Origin of the sequence: Bacillus subtilis subsp. subtilis str. 168, from assembly GCF_000009045.1 — a bacterium.
In the GTDB taxonomy this organism is placed as follows: Bacteria; Bacillota; Bacilli; order Bacillales; family Bacillaceae; genus Bacillus; species Bacillus subtilis.
Genome location: NC_000964.3, coordinates 3335003 through 3354047, shown reverse-complemented (window position 1 = coordinate 3354047; position 19045 = coordinate 3335003). Strand labels below are relative to the sequence as shown.

Genomic DNA, 19045 nt, shown 5'->3' with positions numbered 1-19045 from the left:
TTGATAGTGACAGGATATTCGATAGGAGAGTAAAGAGATTGGACGAACTTCGCGGTTTTTCCACATTAGGGCAAAAGGTCGAAGGAAAGCATTTGATTTGGTAAAATGAATAGACATTATAATAGAAAAGGTGTTTGCATATGAAATCGTACATCATCGTCGGCGCAGGGATTCTGGGCGCGTCGACGGCTTATCATCTCGCAAAAACAGGCGCTCGCGTTACTGTCATTGATCGGAAAGAGCCGGGACAAGCGACTGATGCGGCGGCGGGGATCGTCTGTCCTTGGCTCTCGCAGCGCCGTAATCAGGATTGGTACCAGCTTGCTAAGGGGGGAGCGCGGTACTATAAGGATTTAATCCATCAATTGGAAAAAGACGGTGAATCGGATACAGGATACAAACGTGTCGGTGCCATCAGCATTCATACTGACGCGTCTAAACTCGATAAAATGGAGGAAAGGGCGTATAAGAGACGGGAGGATGCGCCGGAAATCGGCGACATTACCCGCTTGTCTGCAAGTGAAACGAAAAAGCTGTTTCCGATTTTAGCTGACGGCTATGAATCGGTTCATATCAGCGGTGCCGCCCGTGTGAACGGAAGAGCGCTGTGCCGGTCGCTTTTAAGCGCTGCAGAGAAACGCGGCGCAACGGTCATCAAAGGAAATGCGTCCTTGCTTTTTGAAAACGGAACAGTCACCGGCGTGCAAACAGATACAAAGCAGTTTGCGGCTGACGCGGTCATTGTGACGGCGGGAGCATGGGCCAATGAGATATTGAAGCCTCTTGGCATTCATTTTCAAGTGTCATTTCAAAAAGCGCAGATTATGCATTTTGAAATGACAGATGCAGATACAGGATCGTGGCCGGTTGTAATGCCGCCGAGTGATCAGTACATTCTGTCGTTTGATAACGGCAGAATTGTAGCCGGCGCCACACACGAAAACGATGCCGGTCTTGATGATCTTCGTGTGACAGCCGGAGGCCAGCACGAAGTATTGAGCAAAGCGTTAGCCGTTGCACCGGGTCTTGCTGATGCGGCTGCTGTTGAAACAAGAGTGGGCTTCAGGCCGTTTACACCGGGATTTCTGCCGGTCGTAGGGGCCGTGCCGAATGTTCAAGGCCTGTACGCTGCAAACGGTTTGGGTGCTTCTGGACTGACGATGGGGCCGTTTTTGGGTGCAGAGCTCGCAAAGCTAGTTCTCGGAAAGCAGACAGAATTAGACCTTAGTCCTTATGATCCAGCCGGAGCACTTGCATAATAAGTAAGAGCATGACAAACAAATATAATAAAGCTGTTCTAGCTTTTCTTTTCTGTATGTGTTAGCATTTATCTTTAATGAAAAAGAGGACGTGAACTGATTTTGATAAAAATTGATATACCCGCACCGAATGTCACCATCACTGAACGACAGCAGTCAGCTAATGATAACGAGCCGAAGATAAAACCGATTCACGGATTCATCGACTTTCACCAGATCCCAAGGGACAAAGGCGGCATTTTTATGTTTTACAACATTCATGACGAGCTGCTGTTTGTCGGTAAAGCCAGAAAGTTAAGACAGAGAATTAAGAAGCATTTCGAAGACACTGTTTCACCGATCAAACATCACAGAGATGAAGTTTATAAAATTGAGGTATGTGTAGTTGATGATCCAATGGAAAGAGAGATTTACGAAACATATATCATCAATACACAGCACTCGAAGTACAATATAGACAAGGTATTTTTTAAATAAGACGTCAGTCTGCGGATTGAACAGCGAAGCCAGAGCTTAAGTCAAGTTCTGGCTTTTGATTTGGGCATTTTTTCGCATATAGACCCTTTGTCTGTCATCCGAATAAATTATTGAGAAATTTCAGAAAATAATATTGACAATCCTACCCGCGGACTTTAATATAACAATATATAATGTTATATAACGTTATATAATAAAAACGAGGAGTGAAGGATTTGAGTCAGGCCACAGCAAAAGTAAATCGTGAGGTTCAAGCTTTCTTGCAGGATTTGAAAGGGAAAACCATTGATCATGTATTCTTTGTCGCATGCGGAGGGTCTTCTGCCATTATGTATCCGAGTAAGTATGTGTTTGACAGAGAGTCAAAATCAATAAACTCCGATCTCTACAGCGCCAACGAATTTATTCAGCGCAACCCTGTTCAGCTTGGTGAAAAGTCTCTTGTTATTTTGTGCTCGCATTCGGGAAATACCCCGGAGACAGTCAAAGCTGCTGCGTTTGCAAGGGGCAAGGGCGCACTTACGATTGCGATGACGTTTAAACCGGAGTCTCCTTTAGCGCAGGAAGCGCAATATGTTGCCCAGTACGATTGGGGTGATGAGGCGCTTGCGATCAATACAAACTATGGCGTTTTGTATCAAATCGTTTTTGGAACCCTGCAAGTATTAGAAAACAATACGAAATTTGAGCAAGCAATTGAAGGCTTAGATCAATTGCAGGCTGTATATGAAAAAGCCCTTAAGCAGGAAGCTGACAACGCCAAGCAATTTGCAAAAGCCCATGAAAAAGAAAGCATTATTTATACCATGGCAAGCGGTGCAAACTACGGTGTCGCTTACTCCTACAGCATCTGCATTCTCATGGAAATGCAATGGATTCATTCCCACGCCATTCATGCCGGAGAATATTTTCACGGACCGTTTGAAATTATTGATGAATCCGTGCCGTTTATCATCCTGCTCGGTTTAGATGAAACAAGACCTCTTGAAGAGCGGGCGCTTACCTTCTCGAAAAAGTATGGCAAAAAGCTCACTGTGCTTGATGCTGCATCTTACGACTTCACTGCAATTGACGATTCAGTTAAAGGCTATCTTGCTCCGCTCGTTCTCAATCGTGTGCTGAGAAGCTATGCAGACGAGCTGGCAGAGGAGAGAAATCATCCTTTATCTCATAGAAGATACATGTGGAAAGTTGAGTATTGATCTGAAAATGAAGAACCATTATGCATTAGACTATAATGTTATATAACATTATAGTCTAATGTCCAGAGGAGGCCAACCCTTTGAAGAAAATGTTGTTGTTCTTGATCATTGCAGCTGTCAGTATGCTCACCATCGCAGGCTGTTCGAGCCAAAGCAGTTCAGCGGACGGAAAGGTGACATTGAAATTTTTCCACAGATGGCCAAAGGAGCCGGAAAAAAGTTATTTTGAAGAGGTTGTTAAGGAATTTGAAAAAGATCACCCAGATATCGACATTCAAATTGAAGCCGTTTTAAATGACTCCTATAAAGATAAAATTAAGGTCATGCTGGGAACCACCAGCCCTCCTGACATTTACTTCTCTTGGAGCGATGAGTTTGCTTTTAAATTTATCAGAGGCAATAAAGCACTTGATCTCTCGTCCTACTACAAAAATGACACCGATTGGTCATCACAGCTCGTTCAATCGCAAATTACACCATTTACTTATGAAAACAAGCAATATGGCGTACCGTGGCAAATGGACGCTAAATCATTCTTCTATAATAAAGACATTTTCCAAAAGCTGAATCTTGATCCCCCGAAGACGTGGGATGAATTAATCGATGTGTCAAAAAAGCTGAAAGAACATGGCTACACACCGATCAGCTTTGGAACAAAGGCGACTTGGACAATCTCGCACTATATCGGCACGCTTAATCAGCGGATGGTCGATGAAAAAACACGGGAAAAGGACTATAACGCCAAAACGGGTGAATTTACTGATGAAGGCTACGTAAAAGCACTTGAAAAGCTTCAAGAGCTGATGCCTTACTTTAATAAACATGTAAACTCCGTCGACCACGAATATGTGAGACAGCAATTTAAGAGCGGAAAGTCGGCGATGATATATGCGGAAACAGCGGAAATCAAGCTGGTTGAACCGGTTAATCTCGGGATGTTCCCATTTCCTGAAATCAGCGGGCAGAAAGGATCTTCAGAAGCGTTAACGGGAGCGCCGGAAGGATTCATGATCTCCTCAAGAACAAAACATCCGAAGGAAGCGATGGAATTTTTGCAGTTCTTGACGTCGAAAAGAATGGGCGAAAAGCTCGTGAAAGATGTCGGGAAATACAGTGCAGTGCAAGGTACGGCTACTGAAGAAAATGCAACAGCCATTCAGCGTGAAGCCGTTCAGCATATTGTTGATGCCAAATCAATGGTTCCATGGTTTGATATGGATGTCGATGTTGAAGTCGCAGATGCGTACCTAACGGGCGTCCAGCAAATGCTTGGCGGCGACATGACACCGCAGCAGGTGATGAAAGCCGTTCAAAAGGCAGCAAAGCAGGTGAGGGCGTCAGCTGAATAAATCAAAGAAAAGGTGAAGCTTCGCACCTTTTCTTTTTATAAAGGAGATGAGATACCCTTGGTCAATCAGAATAAAATAATCCCCTATTTGTTTTTGGTGCCCGCTCTCGTTTTTTTACTTTTCGTTTATATCCCGATTTTTGAGAATGTATTCCTCAGCCTGTTTCAGTGGAGCTCATTTTCTCCGGAAAAAACGTTTATCGGCTTAAAAAACTATGTTGAATTATTTCATGATCCTGTCTTCTATCAGGCACTTACCAATAATGTGCTTTATGCAGTGATCTCAATTGTATGCCAGGTATTTGGCGGTTTGATTTTGGCGGCGGTGCTTGAGGATAAGCTGGTCAGAAAATGGTCGCCGTTTTTTCGTACCGTTTTCTTTTTGCCGGTTGTCATCTCAATGACGGTGATCGCGCTTTTGTTTGATTTTATTTACAATCCGGAGACAGGGCTTTTGAATCAGCTGCTTCAGGCCATCGGTCTTGATCAGCTGACGAGGGCCTGGCTCGGGGATGACAGCACAGCTATGCTTTCTGTCATTTTTGTGTCCCAGTGGCAATCTGTCGGTTATATTGCGATGCTGTACATCGTGTCGATTCAAAAAATACCGGATGAACTGTATGAAGCGGCCCGGCTTGACGGCGCGGGTAAAATTCAGCAGTTTTTTCATATTACTGTTCCCCAGACGAAAGAGATGTCTTTTGTTGCGGTGGTCATGACGCTGACCGGAGCCTTTACGGTCTTTAATGAGCCGTACATTTTGACAGGCGGCGGGCCGGGAAAAGCGTCAGAAGTCTTGAGCACGTTTTTATATAAAAGCGCCTTTACAAAGGATATGATGGGCTACGCCTCAGCGATTGCCACTGTCGTGTTAATCATTACGCTTGCATTATCGCTCATGCAAATGAAGTTCTTTAAAACCGGAAAGGAGGAGTAACTGATGCTGCCTCAGAAGAAGACAGATTCGTTCAGATTGGAGCCGGTGCCTGACCAGCACATTGAGGTGAAAGATAAGCCTAGACGAAAATGGTATATCGGAGAAACGTCTGTGTGGGTTTTTCTGTTTCTTTATCTGATTGCGATTGCCTATCCGCTTCTCTGGATGGTGATGAGCGCCTTTAAAAACTCTGACGATATTTTTGAGCACAGCTGGTCGCTGCCGTCTTCGTGGCATCCGGAAAATTTTGTTTCCGCCTGGAATCAGGGGATTTCTTCTTATTTTATGAACAGTGTCATCGTTACGGCGCTGACGTGTGTGATCACTGTCTTTATCAGTGCATGGGCAGCGTATGGCCTTTCCCGGTTTGAGTTTAAAGGAAAAGGATTCTTTTTGGTGCTATGTCTTGGCGGATTGATGCTGACGCCGCAGGTCAGTCTTGTGCCGCTTTATTCTATTATTCAGTCGCTGGGCCTGTACAATACGTATTGGGCGTTAATCTTGCCGTATGCGGCTTATCGGATCCCATTCACCATCATTTTGATCCGCTCTTATTTTCTTTCTATTTCAAAAGAATTGGAGGAGGCGGCCTATTTGGATGGGTGTACAAGTTTTGGAGTATTTTTCAGAATTTTCTTACCAATGAGCGTGCCGATTTTGGTGACATCCGGCATTTTGACGGCTTACCATACATGGAATGAGTTTATGTTTGCGATTATTTTCATAGATGATGAGAATTTACGGACCATTCCAGCCGGGCTGATGCAGTTCAGAGACGCGCTGCAGACAGACTGGGGCGTCCTGCTGGCGGGGTTAACGATTTCAGCCGCGCCGATTATTATTCTATTTTTATTGATGCAGAAATATTTTGTCCGCGGGATTGCAAGCGGCAGTGTAAAAGGATAAAGGAGGAAGCGCTATGAAATTGATTGCGGTTGGAGATAATGTTGTAGATTACTACCAGGATCAAGAAACATTTTACCCGGGAGGAAATGCCTTAAACGTTGCTGTGCTTGCCAAGCGGCTCGGGCATGAGTCTTCCTATATCGGAATCGTCGGCAATGACGAAGCCGCGGCGCATCTGTTGAACGTTCTCAAGCTGGAGCAGGTCAATGCAGATTATATCCGCCAGGCGCACGGAGAAAACGGGATGGCGATTGTCACCCTTGATGAACAGGGGGACCGCATTTTTGTCAGATCAAATAAAGGCGGCATTCAGTCCCGGCTTCGCCTCGCGTTTCAGGAGAAAGATGTATCTTTTATCAGCGGGCATGATCTGCTGCATACGAGCGTGTACAGCAGGCTTGAGAACGATCTTCCGCAGCTGTGCGGGCTGGTCCCGGTCTCATTTGATTTTTCAACCAATCGGGAGGATGATTATTTGAGGAGGGTCTGTCCTTATGTGACGTATGCGTTTTTTTCAGGAAGCGATTTGAGTGAGTCGGAATGCGGTGAGCTTGCCAAAACAGCTCATGGGTACGGAGCCAAAATGGTTTGTATGACCCGAGGGGGCCAAGGAGCAATCCTGTCTGCGGGTGATCGAGTCTATCATCAGCCGATTGTGGAAGCTGATATAATAGATACACTTGGAGCGGGAGATTCTTTTATAGCAGGCTTTTTGACTGCCTTTTGCGTGAAGCAGGATATAACGTATGCTTTGCGCCAGGCTGCTGAAACGGCTGCGAAAACTTGCGGTGTGTACGGAGCTTTCGGCTATGGCTATCCTTATCGCTTGGAGGACGGGGGAAGCAGTGAAAAAACGAGAATACTATAAGCAGTGTCTCGTTTTTTATGCCTGTTATGTGTAGGGGCTGTTGATGGTAAAAGTGACACGGTTTGTGTGCATCAAAAACAATGAGCAATAGATTGGCTGGTCGTTTGATGTAAAAGCCGTTTTATCAATTTCAAACAGCGCATCCCCGATATCACAATCCAGGTATTTGCTTTCCTCCTGTTGGGCATATACAACGTTTAATAGCTTCGTATTGTGCGTGGGTACAACTTTGTATTGCTGTTTCAAAATATCATGCATGGAGACGCCGTCAGCAATAAAGGTATCAATGCCGGGAAACAAATCAAGCGGATAATGCGTCACTTCAAAGGTGAGAGGCTGATCATCATTATATAAAATCCGTTTTAATTCAACCACAGGGCTCTCGGGTTGGATTTGAAGCTTTTCGGCGATGGGTTTTGACGCTGGAATGATGTCATGGGACAGCACATGATGCTTCGGTTTTTTGCCGGTTGATTCCATAAATTCCGAGTAGCCGTTTACAGCGATCAGCTCTCGTTTTAATTTAGGGCTTTTAACGAACGTTCCCTTTCCCTGCTGCCTGATCAGATAGCCTTCTTCGACTAAATCGAGAATGGCTTTCCTGACGGTGATGCGGCTGACGTTATACTTGGTGCAAAGCTCGTTTTCGGTAGGCAGCTTGGCGGTTGGGGAATACACGCCCTTTTTGATGTCATCAGTGATGATTTGTTTTAGCTGAATGTATAAAGGTGTAGAACTTCCGTTGTTTAACAAAGGGTAGCCTCCTTTTAACCTATTATTTATATTATAATGTATTATGACGTTATAATACAAATTTACATTTTTTATTTTAGAAATATAGCAAAAATGGGAATCGATTACTCTAAAAATAACAGAAAGACCAAGTTGTTTCCAGTGACGAAATAACGGGTCAAAAGATAGGGGGACTTTTCTGATGGCTTCATTAACATTTGAACACGTCAAAAAATCATATCACTCACAATTAACCGTGAAGGACTTTGATTTAGATGTAAAGGATAAGGAGCTTTTGGTGCTGGTGGGGCCGTCAGGATGCGGAAAATCAACAACGCTGCGGATGGTGGCTGGATTAGAAAGCATTTCTGAAGGAAATCTTCTTATTGATGGGGAGCGGGTCAATGATCTTCCGCCGAAAGAACGTGATATTGCGATGGTATTCCAGAACTATGCGCTTTATCCGCATATGACGGTTTTTGATAATATGGCGTTTGGATTAAAGCTCAGAAAGATGGCGAAACAGGAAATTGCCGAGCGGGTTCATGCGGCAGCCAGAATTTTAGAAATTGAACATTTGCTGAAGAGAAAACCGAAGGCGCTCTCCGGCGGGCAGCGGCAAAGGGTGGCGCTTGGCAGGTCGATTGTGAGGGAGCCGAAGGTCTTTTTAATGGACGAGCCGCTTTCTAATCTGGATGCAAAACTAAGAGTGACGATGCGGACAGAAATCAGCAAGCTGCACCAGCGATTAGAGGCAACGATCATTTATGTCACGCATGACCAGACCGAAGCAATGACAATGGGAGATCGGATTGTCGTCATGAATGAAGGGGAAATTCAGCAAGTGGCGAAACCTCATGACATTTATCATTACCCGGCCAATTTGTTTGTCGCAGGCTTCATTGGCTCTCCCGGAATGAACTTTTTGAAAGGCATCATAGAACAGCAGCATGGCGAGCTGTTTTTCACAAATTCTTCGATCCGGCTTCATATTCCTGAAGAAAAAGCAAAGCGGCTGAAGGAAAAGGGATATGCCGGAGAACAGATGATTGCCGGTGTACGGCCGGAGCACATCACACAAATGACAGGAAATGACCAGTTGTTTGATTCAGTGTTTCAAGCGAACGTGGAAGTGAATGAAAATCTGGGCTCGGAGCTCATAGTGCATGTCATGGCTGGGGACGAGCGGCTCAAGGTCCGCCTGGACGGAAACACGCGAATCGATGCAGGCGATTCAATCCAGCTCTCAGTGAAAATGGACCACGTCGTCTTTTTCGATGCGGAAACGGAAGAGGCTGTGTATTAGAAAAAGGTGCTCCTCAAAAGGAGCACCTTTTTCTTACGGCCAAATCTCATCCGCCCATTCAGGGTGGTCGATAAATGGATTGCGGTTGTGCTGATATTTTTCATAAATGATTTCATTTCTTTTCCGCTCGCGGTCGTCAACCGGATCCTGCTTATTCCATTCGAGCAGGACAGATTGTTTGCCATGATAAGGAGCTGAGCCGTTGCCTGTCTTATCATTAAGCTCAAGATCAGGATAGCCGTCATCACCCTCGTAACGGACAGCCATGTAAAACAGCATGCGGGCAACATCGCCTTTCACATCATCGCGGGGCTCCCATGAATCGCCGTCATAATAATTTCCGGGTGCCTTCGCATATTCAGTGCCGCCATTGTCAAAATCCATATTTCCTCTGGCGCTGTTAACTTGAACATCAGCCGGGCGCAAATGATGAATATCAGTACCAGGTCCCTTGCTCGTACCAAAATCGCCATGGGATTTCGCCCAGACATGCTCGCGGTTCCAATCGCCGACATTGCCGCCGTTCAGGTTTTTGGAACGCGATTCATTCGTATAGAGCAGGATGACGTTATTCGGATTTCTTGGGTCTTCATCCGTTTCTTTCAGCGCGTTCCACACTTCGCTGTAGGACAGCATCGTGTGTCCGCTGATAATACGGTGCAGGGTGCTTTTTAGCGAGTCTCCTGTTTTACCTTCAGCCCCTTCATAATAGGTATCTGTGTCAGCATAGGGTGCAGCGGGGGCGGCTAATGAGAGAAGGCTTCCCGTTCCTGAAGGGGAAGACGCCAATCGGTCATTAAGGCTTAATGTGGTTTGCGCGCTTGCTGAAGCTGCTGGCGCAAGCCATCCGGAAATCAGTAATACACAGACGAGCGGCAGAAACCATGCTTTTTTTGTCATCACTTGCCCTCCTTTTATCAGATCATATCTATTATCTAAAATTGAAATAAAGGATAGAAGTGTCATTTTGTATATTTTTCATTAAAATTGTAAATTAGTCCCTTTGGAGGAGGCGGAAATCTCCTGTTTCCATATCTTTAGGTCCTGTTTTTGCGGGCTGCCGGCATTTCTGTTTTCATCCGTTCCGCGAACATCGCCTCTCCAGCTTAGCTTGTTCATATGAAAGGCATTTTGACCCTCTCTTTCGCTCTTGCTGGCTCTCTTCCTTACCGTGTTTTCTTTTGACCTTTACATCAAAATAGTTGTGACATGTAGGGTGTATCTGGTTGCTGGATGGATACTGTGGCTAAAAAATAAACGTTTTTTTGGTTAATCTGTCAATGAACTATCATGTTGCTCCTTCTATAATGAAGTCACCATAGCGGCCAGAGGGGGGAGTACATGGAAAAGCAGAAGCTTTCAGTAAAAAACAGCATCACAGATTATATTGAATGGCTCGCCCAATACGGTGCGTCTGCGGATGGCGGCGTAACGAGGCTTTTATACACAAAAGAGTGGATGGACGCACAGCTTGCTGTGAAAACGGAAATGTCTTCTTTCGGGCTTGAAACAAGATTCGACGATGTCGGCAATGTGTTTGGAAGGCTTTCGGGCACCCAGTCTCCGGATGAAGTCATTGTAACCGGTTCACATATCGATACTGTCATCAATGGAGGAAAATACGACGGCGCCTATGGCGTTCTGGCGGCAATGCTCGCGTTAAAGCAGCTCAAGGAAACATACGGAGCGCCAAAAAAAACGCTCGAGGCGGTCTCCTTATGTGAGGAGGAAGGCAGCCGTTTTCCAATGACCTATTGGGGGTCGGGGAATATGACGGGTGTTTTTTCAGAACAAGATGCAAAAGAGCCAAGAGACGAGTCGGGAGTCTCCCTCCAAACAGCGATGCATGAGAGCGGTTTTGGCAAAGGTGTGTTTCAGTCAGCATATAGGACAGATATCAGCGCGTTTGTTGAGCTGCATATTGAACAGGGGAAGACGTTGGAAATGTCAGGCCGGGATCTCGGCATCGTGACAAGTATTGCGGGGCAGAGACGATATCTCGTCACGCTCGAAGGAGAATGCAATCACGCAGGAACCACCTCCATGAAATGGCGCAAGGACCCGCTCGCAGCCAGCAGCCGTATCATTCATGAGCTGCTGCTGCGGTCGGATGAGCTGCCGGATGAGCTCCGTCTGACATGCGGAAAAATAACGGCAGAGCCCAATGTAGCCAATGTCATACCGGGCCGCGTCCAGTTTTCAATCGATATTCGCCATCAGCATCAGCATGTGCTGGAACAGTTTCATCAAGACATGGTTGCTTTGATCAACGGCATTTGCCTACAAAAAGGAATTCGCGCTGTGATTGATGAATATATGCGGATAGAGCCTGTGCCGATGGACGAAAGGCTGAAGGCTGCGGCTTTTGAAACAGCATTAGAAAACGGCTTCAGCTGTGAGGAAATGGTGAGCGGAGCAGGGCATGACGCGCAAATGATCGGAAGGCGCTATCCTGCTTGTATGCTGTTTGTGCCGAGCCGAGGCGGCGTCAGCCACTCACCGAAGGAATATACGTCAGCCAGACAGCTTGAGATCGGCGTCCGCGCACTGACTGATTTATTATACAAACTGGCTTACTGATAAAGGAGGAATGGCTGTGTCAGGCAGAAGAGAATTATGCACCCCGTTAAGAACGATTATGACACCGGGGCCTGTTGAGGTTGATCCGCGTGTATTAAGAGTAATGAGCACCCCGGTTGTCGGCCAATTTGATCCGGCGTTTACAGGTATTATGAATGAAACGATGGAGATGCTTCGGGAGCTGTTCCAAACAAAAAACCGCTGGGCATACCCGATTGACGGCACTTCACGGGCGGGAATTGAAGCAGTGCTGGCTAGTGTGATAGAGCCGGAAGATGATGTGCTCATTCCCATTTACGGCCGTTTCGGTTATTTGCTGACTGAAATCGCCGAGCGATATGGGGCAAATGTTCATATGCTGGAGTGCGAATGGGGAACGGTTTTTGACCCGGAGGACATCATACGGGAGATAAAAAAAGTGAAGCCGAAAATTGTGGCCATGGTGCATGGAGAAACATCGACAGGACGGATTCACCCGCTGAAAGCCATCGGCGAAGCCTGCCGCACCGAGGATGCATTGTTTATCGTCGATGCAGTCGCAACGATTGGGGGCTGCGAGGTTAAAGTCGATGAATGGAAGATTGACGCTGCCATCGGCGGAACGCAAAAATGTTTGTCTGTGCCTTCAGGAATGGCGCCGATTACATATAATGAGCGGGTGGCGGACGTGATTGCAGCTCGCAAAAAGGTGGAACGCGGGATTGCGACACAAGCTGACAGGGCAGCACTTTCGGGAAATCGGCCAATTACAAGCAACTACTTTGATTTGAGCCAGCTTGAGGATTATTGGAGCGAAAGACGGCTCAATCATCATACAGAAGCGACGACGATGCTGTACGCCTTACGTGAGGGAGTCAGACTGGTGCTTGAAGAAGGTCTTGAGACGCGTTTCGAGCGGCATCGGCACCATGAAGCCGCATTAGCAGCAGGGATAAAGGCAATGGGGCTAAGATTGTTTGGAGATGACAGCTGCAAAATGCCTGTTGTCACCTGTGTCGAAATTCCCGGCGGCATTGACGGCGAGTCTGTCCGTGACATGCTGCTGGCACAATTCGGCATTGAAATCGCCAGCTCATTCGGCCCGCTTGCAGGGAAGATCTGGAGGATCGGCACGATGGGGTACAGCTGCAGAAAAGAAAACGTGCTATTCGTGCTTGCCGGGTTAGAGGCTGTGCTTCTCAGACATAACGCAGGAATCGAAGCAGGAAAAGCGCTCCAAGCAGCGCTGGATGTGTATGAAAACGCTGGCCGCCAGGCAGCGGTGTAAAGAAAAGCTTGCGGAACTCCGCAAGCTTTTTAACGATATGATTTCGTGTTTTCTCCAATCTGATTTTCTTCGTTTGACTCTTTTTACAAATCCTCTTTCTATGTGTTTCATTTTCTGACAAATCATGAGTCATTTTTTCTTCCATCGTCTATTCTTTATACAAGTTACCTATAAAATCACGCTGAACTAGTTGTTTCTCACGGCAATTTTCGAGAGGAGGATGCGGCATTGGGGAATTTTCACACGATGTTAGATGCGCTCCTGGAAGACCAGGAGGAGGCTGTACTGGCGACAATTGTTCAAGTTGAAGGCTCCGCGTATCGAAAAGCAGGCGCCTCTATGCTCTTTAAGAAAAAAGGCAGACGGATTGGCTTGCTGAGCGGCGGGTGTGTGGAAGAAGATGTATTCCAAAGAATCAGTGCGCTGGGCGATCAGCTCACATCAACGCTGATTCCCTACGACATGCGGTCGGAGGACGATCTTTCTTGGGGCATGGGAGCCGGGTGCAATGGCATTATTCATGTTCATGCAGAGCGAATCACTCAGGAAAAAAGGCGGCACTATGAGAAAGTGAGGGACTGCCTTCATTCAGGCAAAGCTGTCACTTCCGTTATAAAGATTGAATCCTCCCATTATTTATTTCTGACGGAGAACGGACATTTTGGGAACTGGCCGGACGCGCCTCTGCAAGATATTCAACGTACTGTTTCAACGCTTCATTTACCGCATTTCGATCAAACCACTAACATGTTTATTCAGCGAATTGAACCGAAGCCGCGTCTCATTCTGTTTGGGGCGGGACCGGATAATGTACCGCTGGCCAATTTGGCGGCTGACACAGGGTTTTCTGTTATCGTGACGGATTGGCGGCCCGCTTATTGTACATCCTCTCTTTTTCCAAAAGCGGATCAGCTGATCACCGCTTTTCCGGAACAAATGCTTAGCGAATTTCAATTTTTTCCGCATGATGCAGCTGTTGTGGCAACCCATCATTATCAGCACGATCAAACGATCATCAACTTCTTATTTTCTCAAAACCTCCATTATATTGGACTGTTGGGTTCGGCAAACCGCACGAAACGGCTGCTGAGCGGAAAACATCCTCCGTCTCACTTTTACAGTCCGGTCGGGCTGAAAATCGGTGCGGAAGGTCCCGAGGAAATTGCGGTAAGTGTAGTTGCAGAAATCATTCAAACAAGAAAACGGGTGGCGGTTGTATGAGAAGCCCCTATCTGATCGGCGTGTTTCTCGCTGCCGGCAAAAGCAGAAGAATGGGACAAAACAAGCTGGCTTTGCCGCTAAAAGGAGAAAACATAGGCTCACTTTCCTTGAAAACTGCTCTGTCGTCCCGCCTTGATCACGTGCTGGTCGTCGAGCGGACAGAACATGCCTCCCTTGAGTGGATAGGAGCGCCGTATCACGCTCCGCCTTTTCAAAAACGCTGGAGCCTGCACGTTTGCCAAGACGCAGAAAAGGGTCAGGGGCATTCAGTCAGCAGCGGGGTGAGAAAAGCAGAAAGCATGGGGGCGGACGGCATTGTCATTTTGTTAGCCGACCAGCCTCAGCTTTCCGTCGATCATCTCAATGCCCTTGTGGCTCTGGCTCCTGAGTCATTTGCCGTGTCATCGTTTTTAGGGGCGTTCACCCCGCCAATCTACTTCTCGTCGACATGTTTTCCTTATGTAAAGGGATTAAAGGGAGATGAAGGGGCTCGCAGGCTCCTGAAAAGCGGACAGCTTGGAGCAGGAGCGGTTTTGGAGGCAAAGGATAGCGGTGAGTTGGACGATATTGATACACCCGAGGAATATGACATGGTAAGGAGGGCGATGTCTTGAACGGCCAAGTGACAAAAGCAAGGATGAATATTCAATTATGGAGACCGGCAGCGCTTGATGAGGCCTATTCGCTTTTAGAGAAGCTTGCTCCGGATGTGTGTGCCGCATCGGGAAGCACGCTCCTTCAGCTTCAGTGGGACAAAGGAACTCTACCGAAACAGCACCTTGTCAGCCTTGAAGGGATTGACGAAATGCGAGGGATCAGCACCAGTGACACCCACGTGTCGATCGGGGGGCTCACATCACTGAATGAATGCAGAAAGAACCCTTTGATTAAGAGAGCGCTTAGCTGTTTCAGTGACGCTGCTTCCGCTGTCGCTGCACCGGGGATTCGCAGCCGTGCCACGATTGGCGGCAACATAGCGAGTAAAATCGGTGATTTCATTCCGCTTCTGCTTGTGCTTGGTGCTGAGCTTATCGTATATCAAAAGGAGCTAATCAGGCTGCCGCTTGGCGCTTGGCTCAGTGAGGAAGACTTTAGAACGGCTATCGTCACGCGTGTCATCATCCCGCGGGCGGAGGGAGAGCGTGTATTTTATCACAAGCTTGGAAGGCGCCAGGCTTTTACCGGAGCGGCTGCTGTTGCAGCTGGACGTTTTTTGAAAGACGGCAGCATTCGCCTCGCCGCTGGCCATGCCGATATCACTCCTAGGAGATTATTGGACAGCGAAGCGAAATGGATGGCACCAGGGTGGGACCCGCATGAGCTGTACAAAACACTTATCCATGAGCTGCCGTTTTCCTCAGATGTTTTTATGTCAGCGGCATACAGAAAAAAAGCCGCTGCCAACGTCATCATGGCAGAGCTGATGGCTGAGGGAGGGGAATAAATGATCATCAACAAACCGTCAAGAGTCAGGCCGGATGGAAGGGGTAAGGTCACAGGGGAATTGAAATATATGACCGATCTCAGCTTTCCAGGAATGCTGTATGGCAAGGTGCTGAGAAGTGCTTATCCTCATGCAGAGATTGTGTCGGTTTGCACCATAAAAGCTGAGAAAATGGAAGGCGTGCAGGCCGTCGTCACACATAAAGACGTTCCCGGCTTAAACCGATTTGGCATTGTCATCCCTGATCAGCCGGTTTTATGTGAGGACAGGGTGCGGTATGTCGGGGATGCGATCGCCGCAGTTGCTGCGGAAACGGAAGAAATCGCGGAAGCGGCGCTGGAGCTGATTCAAGTTGAGTATAAAGAGCTGGAAGTCATGGATTCACCAGAAAAAGCGCTTCGGCCGAATGCGCAAAGACTGCATGAGGACGGGAATATCCTGCACCGCGCATTTTTTTCAAACGGTGATGTGGAAGAAGGGTTTCAAGCATCTGACACAGTCTTTGAAGAAACCTATGAGCTGCCGCGGCAGATGCATACGTATATGGAAACGGAGGGAGGTGTAGCCGTTCCGGAAGACGACGGGGGTTTTACGATGTATGCAGGAACCCAGCACGGCTATAAAGACCGTTTCCAGCTTGCCCGTATTTTTGATATTCCTGAAGAGAAGATCAGAATTGTGTCAAGTCCGATGGGCGGCTCGTTCGGAGGGAAGGATGAGCTGAATATTCAGCCGTATGCTGCGCTTTTGGCCCTGAAAAGCGGACGCCCTGTCAAAATTCATCAGACACGAAAGGAATCTGTACGTTCTGGCATTAAGCGCCATCCGATGAAGATTACGATAAAAACGGGTGCAGATCATTCGGGAAATCTATTGGCGCACGACGTGAAAATTGTGGCGGACACAGGCGCTTACGCTACGCTCGGACCGGCTGTTCTTGATTTTTCTGTCGAGCATGCCGCGGGGCCGTACCGTATTCCGAATATCCGGACTGAAGGAATATCAGTATTTACGAACAACGGGGTGGCGGGGGAATTTCGGGGCTTTGGCGGCAACCAAATCACATTTGCACTCGAAACCCATCTCGATCGTCTCAGCGGCATGCTTGGCATCGACCCGCTCGAGCTGAGAAGAAAAAATATCAGAAAACCGCATGACTTGGGGCCGCTTGAGCATCGAATTGCACCAACTGACGGAGCGGCACAGGTGTTGAATGCCATATCTAAATCTCCCATTCTTAAAAAAACAAGCCGGAACTGCGGGTATCTGCAAAGAGGCACGGGAGCGGCAATTACAATGCACGGCGGCGGGCTGGGGTTTGGCCGAATGGATGCGGCAGGAGGCCGTTTGTCTCTTTCGAGTGAAGGCAAAATCACTGCTTCGTTTGGATTTGAAGAATGCGGACAGGGGATTCTAGCAGCGATTGAACAGATTGTCATGGAGGAGCTGGGTTGTGCCGCAGAGGATATTTCCATTGTTATTGGGGATACCGCAAAAGTGCCGAAGTCAGGCTCCTCCACAGCATCCCGCGGCACAAGCATGGTGTGGCACGCGATCCAGCGTTTGAAGAAGCCGTTTCTAGCTCAGTTGAAAAAACGGGCGGCAGAATGGAGCGGCTGTTCAGCGGAAAATCTTATTCCCGGCGCTGCAGGCTTGCGTGACAAAAACACAAAGGCGCTCGTGGTGACGTATAAGGAGCTGGCTGAAAAAGGCCCTTTGGCAGAGGAAACGGCCTTTGACTTTCCAACAACGCCTGATCCTGTGGTGGGCGGCCATTTCCTCTACTCATTTGGAGCGGCTGCCGTTGAGGTGGAGGTAGATCTGTTAACAGGCGATGTCAAATTGATAGATTGTGAGCACGCTATTGCGGCAGGTCCGGTTGTCAGTCCGCAGGGATATCGAGGTCAAATTGAAGGCGGCGCTGCCATGGCACTCGGCTACACACTGATGGAGGAAGCGAAAATGACGGATGGCCGTTATGCTGCGGAAAATCTCGATCACTATTTGATTCCCGGAATCAAAGATGTTCCTGACATGAAGCTGATTGCAATAGAAGACTTAATGAAGGGAGACGTATATGGACCGCGCGGTGTTGGTGAAATCGGAACAATCGCCATCACTCCGGCGATTGTAAAGGCAGTACATGATGCGGTCGGATGCTGGATAAACAAGCTGCCAATTTCAAGAGAAGAGTTGCTTGAAGCGATCGACAGAAAGGGGCTGAAGCAATGGACATAAAAGAGGCCGGGCCATTTCCTGTAAAAAAGGAACAGTTCCGGATGACCGTGAATGGTCAGGCGTGGGAGGTTGCTGCCGTTCCTACGACACATCTGAGTGACCTGCTTAGAAAGGAATTTCAGCTGACCGGGACAAAGGTGTCCTGCGGAATCGGCCGCTGCGGAGCCTGCTCTATTTTAATCGACGGAAAACTGGCCAATGCGTGCATGACGATGGCCTATCAAGCAGACGGCCATTCCATCACAACCATCGAGGGGCTTCAAAAAGAAGAGCTGGATATGTGTCAAACCGCTTTCCTGGAAGAAGGCGGCTTCCAATGCGGCTACTGTACGCCGGGAATGATCATTGCGCTTAAAGCATTGTTTCGGGAAACCCCTCAACCTTCTGACAAAGATATAGAAGAAGGGCTGGCGGGGAATTTGTGCCGGTGTACCGGGTATGGCGGGATTATGCGGTCAGCTTGCAGGATTAGAAGAGAGTTGAACGGGGGTAGACGGGAGTCCGGCTTTTAAAAGCCGGACTTTTTTAGCCTCAGTCAGACAGCGCGATCAAGACGCAGAAGCGTTGTGGGAAAACACACGATAAATCTCGTAGAACTTGACAGCTTCTGGATTACAAAAAGATTAGTGAACACATAGCAAAGACGCCATAAAAACTTCTTATGGCGTCTGTCGGACAGGGAGGTGTTGGATACGGCGGAGGCAAGGAAAGTTAAACTTAATAATTAAAGATAGCTGCTCCAACAATGATCAACAAAATGAATAGCACCACGATCAAAGCGAAGGAGCTCCCGAAACCGTTTGAGTAACCAGAGTTTCCACTGTATCCACCAGAATTGTAGAATCCCATAATGTCACCTCCTTTAGTGGAGATAGGATAAGATATGCCAACGATTATTTTCGACATAGATTTAAGTCTAAAAAAGAAAAAATGAATATTTTGTCTAAAGGTGTAAGAGAGAACGCGTTATCAAAACTATTAAAAACGCAGCAATTGTCTTCAGAGTATTTTTTCGAGAAAAAACGCGGTCTGTTTATAGGATTGGAGAAGGGAGCTCGGCTGCTAAGAGCTGACTTATTAGTTTGAAACCTCGATTTATAAATGAAAGGACTACAGGGTATTTTTCTCGTAGGCAATTATCCTGAAAAATATAGGTGAATGTTTATTCTAGCTGTTGTTTCACTAAGTGTGGGGATCACTTCAAGTACTGTCCTAGGATCAAAAGTTAATTGAAGTGCAAAAAGAAGCCCGCCGGTGAGG

At 47.4% G+C, this 19045-nt stretch carries 19 protein-coding genes and 1 other RNA gene; 16 read left to right on the top strand and 4 right to left on the bottom strand.

All coding sequences use genetic code 11. The features are described 5' to 3' along the window. Window positions 1–140 precede the first annotated feature (140 nt). The 7 genes from dadA (at window position 141) to frlD (ending at window position 6997) form a co-directional block, all read left to right on the top strand. A complete protein-coding gene (gene dadA / locus BSU_32630; RefSeq protein ID NP_391143.1) occupies window positions 141–1259 on the top strand; it encodes a D-amino acid oxidase in 1119 nt (372 codons plus the stop codon). Between the two features lie 102 nt (window positions 1260–1361). Next, entirely contained in the window at window positions 1362–1736 is a 375-nt protein-coding gene (gene yurQ, locus BSU_32620) for a putative excinuclease (protein NP_391142.1), read from the top strand. Between the two features lie 215 nt (window positions 1737–1951). After that, the gene (gene frlB, locus BSU_32610; RefSeq protein NP_391141.1) at window positions 1952–2938 is read left to right on the top strand and encodes a fructosamine-6-P deglycase; all 987 of its coding nucleotides are present in this window, start codon (window positions 1952–1954) and stop codon (window positions 2936–2938) included. Window positions 2939–3018: 80 nt separating this feature from the next. Then, on the top strand, window positions 3019–4287 hold the full coding sequence (gene frlO / locus BSU_32600; RefSeq protein NP_391140.1) for a fructose amino acid-binding lipoprotein: 1269 nt from the start codon (window positions 3019–3021) through the stop codon (window positions 4285–4287). A gap of 57 nt (window positions 4288–4344) precedes the next feature. Next, complete coding sequence (gene frlN, locus BSU_32590) at window positions 4345–5223, top strand: fructose-amino acid permease (RefSeq protein NP_391139.1); 879 nt, start codon at window positions 4345–4347, stop codon at window positions 5221–5223. A 3-nt stretch (window positions 5224–5226) separates the two neighbouring features. Beyond that, window positions 5227–6129, top strand: a complete 903-nt coding sequence (gene frlM / locus BSU_32580) for a fructose-amino acid permease (RefSeq protein NP_391138.1) — start codon at window positions 5227–5229, stop codon at window positions 6127–6129. A gap of 13 nt (window positions 6130–6142) precedes the next feature. After that, window positions 6143–6997, top strand: a complete 855-nt coding sequence (gene frlD, locus BSU_32570; protein NP_391137.1) for a fructoselysine kinase — start codon at window positions 6143–6145, stop codon at window positions 6995–6997. A gap of 24 nt (window positions 6998–7021) precedes the next feature. Here frlD and frlR read toward each other — a convergent pair whose 3' ends face one another. Next, window positions 7022–7750, bottom strand: coding sequence for a FrlR transcriptional regulator (GntR family) (gene frlR, locus BSU_32560; protein NP_391136.3), 729 nt, complete (start codon window positions 7748–7750; stop codon window positions 7022–7024). A gap of 181 nt (window positions 7751–7931) precedes the next feature. Here frlR and frlP point away from each other — a divergent pair, with 181 nt between their 5' ends. Then, a complete protein-coding gene (gene frlP, locus BSU_32550; protein NP_391135.1) occupies window positions 7932–9035 on the top strand; it encodes a fructose-amino acid ABC transporter (ATP-binding subunit) in 1104 nt (367 codons plus the stop codon). Window positions 9036–9068: 33 nt separating this feature from the next. Here frlP and bsnA read toward each other — a convergent pair whose 3' ends face one another. Both bsnA and BSU_32539 read right to left on the bottom strand, forming a co-directional pair. Continuing rightward, window positions 9069–9935, bottom strand: coding sequence for an extracellular ribonuclease (gene bsnA / locus BSU_32540; protein ID NP_391134.1), 867 nt, complete (start codon window positions 9933–9935; stop codon window positions 9069–9071). 81 nt (window positions 9936–10016) lie between these two features. Next, entirely contained in the window at window positions 10017–10154 is a 138-nt protein-coding gene (locus BSU_32539; protein YP_009514002.1) for a hypothetical protein, read from the bottom strand. A 222-nt stretch (window positions 10155–10376) separates the two neighbouring features. Here BSU_32539 and pucF point away from each other — a divergent pair, with 222 nt between their 5' ends. The 7 genes from pucF (at window position 10377) to pucE (ending at window position 18297) form a co-directional block, all read left to right on the top strand. Further along, complete coding sequence (gene pucF, locus BSU_32530) at window positions 10377–11615, top strand: allantoate amidohydrolase (RefSeq protein ID NP_391133.1); 1239 nt, start codon at window positions 10377–10379, stop codon at window positions 11613–11615. Window positions 11616–11631: 16 nt separating this feature from the next. Beyond that, window positions 11632–12882 (top strand): (S)-ureidoglycine-glyoxylate aminotransferase (PLP-dependent), encoded by a 1251-nt coding sequence (pucG, locus tag BSU_32520; RefSeq protein NP_391132.1) that lies wholly within the window; start codon window positions 11632–11634, stop codon window positions 12880–12882. 228 nt (window positions 12883–13110) lie between these two features. Continuing rightward, window positions 13111–14103 carry a xanthine dehydrogenase molybdopterin recruitment factor gene (pucA, locus tag BSU_32510; RefSeq protein ID NP_391131.1) on the top strand — a complete coding sequence of 331 codons (993 nt, stop codon included), beginning with the start codon at window positions 13111–13113 and terminating at the stop codon, window positions 14101–14103. Further along, complete coding sequence (gene pucB, locus BSU_32500; RefSeq protein ID NP_391130.2) at window positions 14100–14717, top strand: putative molybdopterin cofactor synthesis cytidylyl transferase; 618 nt, start codon at window positions 14100–14102, stop codon at window positions 14715–14717. Before pucA ends, pucB begins: the two co-directional genes overlap by 4 nt. Continuing rightward, window positions 14714–15547, top strand: a complete 834-nt coding sequence (gene pucC / locus BSU_32490) for a xanthine dehydrogenase, FAD-binding subunit (protein ID NP_391129.1) — start codon at window positions 14714–14716, stop codon at window positions 15545–15547. The genes pucB and pucC overlap by 4 nt, the downstream gene beginning before the upstream one ends. Further along, window positions 15548–17785: a xanthine dehydrogenase, substrate and molybdenum cofactor subunit gene (gene pucD, locus BSU_32480; protein NP_391128.1), complete on the top strand. Its 2238-nt coding sequence runs from the start codon at window positions 15548–15550 to the stop codon at window positions 17783–17785. It abuts the gene before it with no gap. Beyond that, window positions 17776–18297, top strand: a complete 522-nt coding sequence (pucE, locus tag BSU_32470) for a xanthine dehydrogenase, iron-sulfur subunit (RefSeq protein NP_391127.1) — start codon at window positions 17776–17778, stop codon at window positions 18295–18297. The genes pucD and pucE overlap by 10 nt, the downstream gene beginning before the upstream one ends. Window positions 18298–18502: 205 nt before the next feature. Continuing rightward, complete coding sequence (gene yuzJ, locus BSU_32469) at window positions 18503–18634, bottom strand: putative type I toxin (RefSeq protein ID YP_003097780.1); 132 nt, start codon at window positions 18632–18634, stop codon at window positions 18503–18505. Next, an RNA gene (auzJ, locus tag BSU_ncRNA_2) (putative antisense RNA for type I YuzJ toxin) lies at window positions 18503–18634 on the top strand. The genes yuzJ and auzJ overlap by 132 nt on opposite strands. Window positions 18635–19045 lie beyond the last annotated feature (411 nt).

Coding starts and splice junctions, on each gene's coding strand:
- dadA (NP_391143.1), top strand. CDS start 141: ATGAAATCGTACATCATCGTCGGCGCAGGGATTCTGGGCGCGTCGACG.
- frlM (NP_391138.1), top strand. CDS start 5,227: ATGCTGCCTCAGAAGAAGACAGATTCGTTCAGATTGGAGCCGGTGCCT.
- frlD (NP_391137.1), top strand. CDS start 6,143: ATGAAATTGATTGCGGTTGGAGATAATGTTGTAGATTACTACCAGGAT.
- frlP (NP_391135.1), top strand. CDS start 7,932: ATGGCTTCATTAACATTTGAACACGTCAAAAAATCATATCACTCACAA.
- bsnA (NP_391134.1), bottom strand. CDS start 9,935: ATGACAAAAAAAGCATGGTTTCTGCCGCTCGTCTGTGTATTACTGATT.
- BSU_32539 (YP_009514002.1), bottom strand. CDS start 10,154: ATGAACAAGCTAAGCTGGAGAGGCGATGTTCGCGGAACGGATGAAAAC.
- pucF (NP_391133.1), top strand. CDS start 10,377: ATGGAAAAGCAGAAGCTTTCAGTAAAAAACAGCATCACAGATTATATT.
- pucB (NP_391130.2), top strand. CDS start 14,100: ATGAGAAGCCCCTATCTGATCGGCGTGTTTCTCGCTGCCGGCAAAAGC.
- pucD (NP_391128.1), top strand. CDS start 15,548: ATGATCATCAACAAACCGTCAAGAGTCAGGCCGGATGGAAGGGGTAAG.
- pucE (NP_391127.1), top strand. CDS start 17,776: ATGGACATAAAAGAGGCCGGGCCATTTCCTGTAAAAAAGGAACAGTTC.
- yuzJ (YP_003097780.1), bottom strand. CDS start 18,634: ATGGGATTCTACAATTCTGGTGGATACAGTGGAAACTCTGGTTACTCA.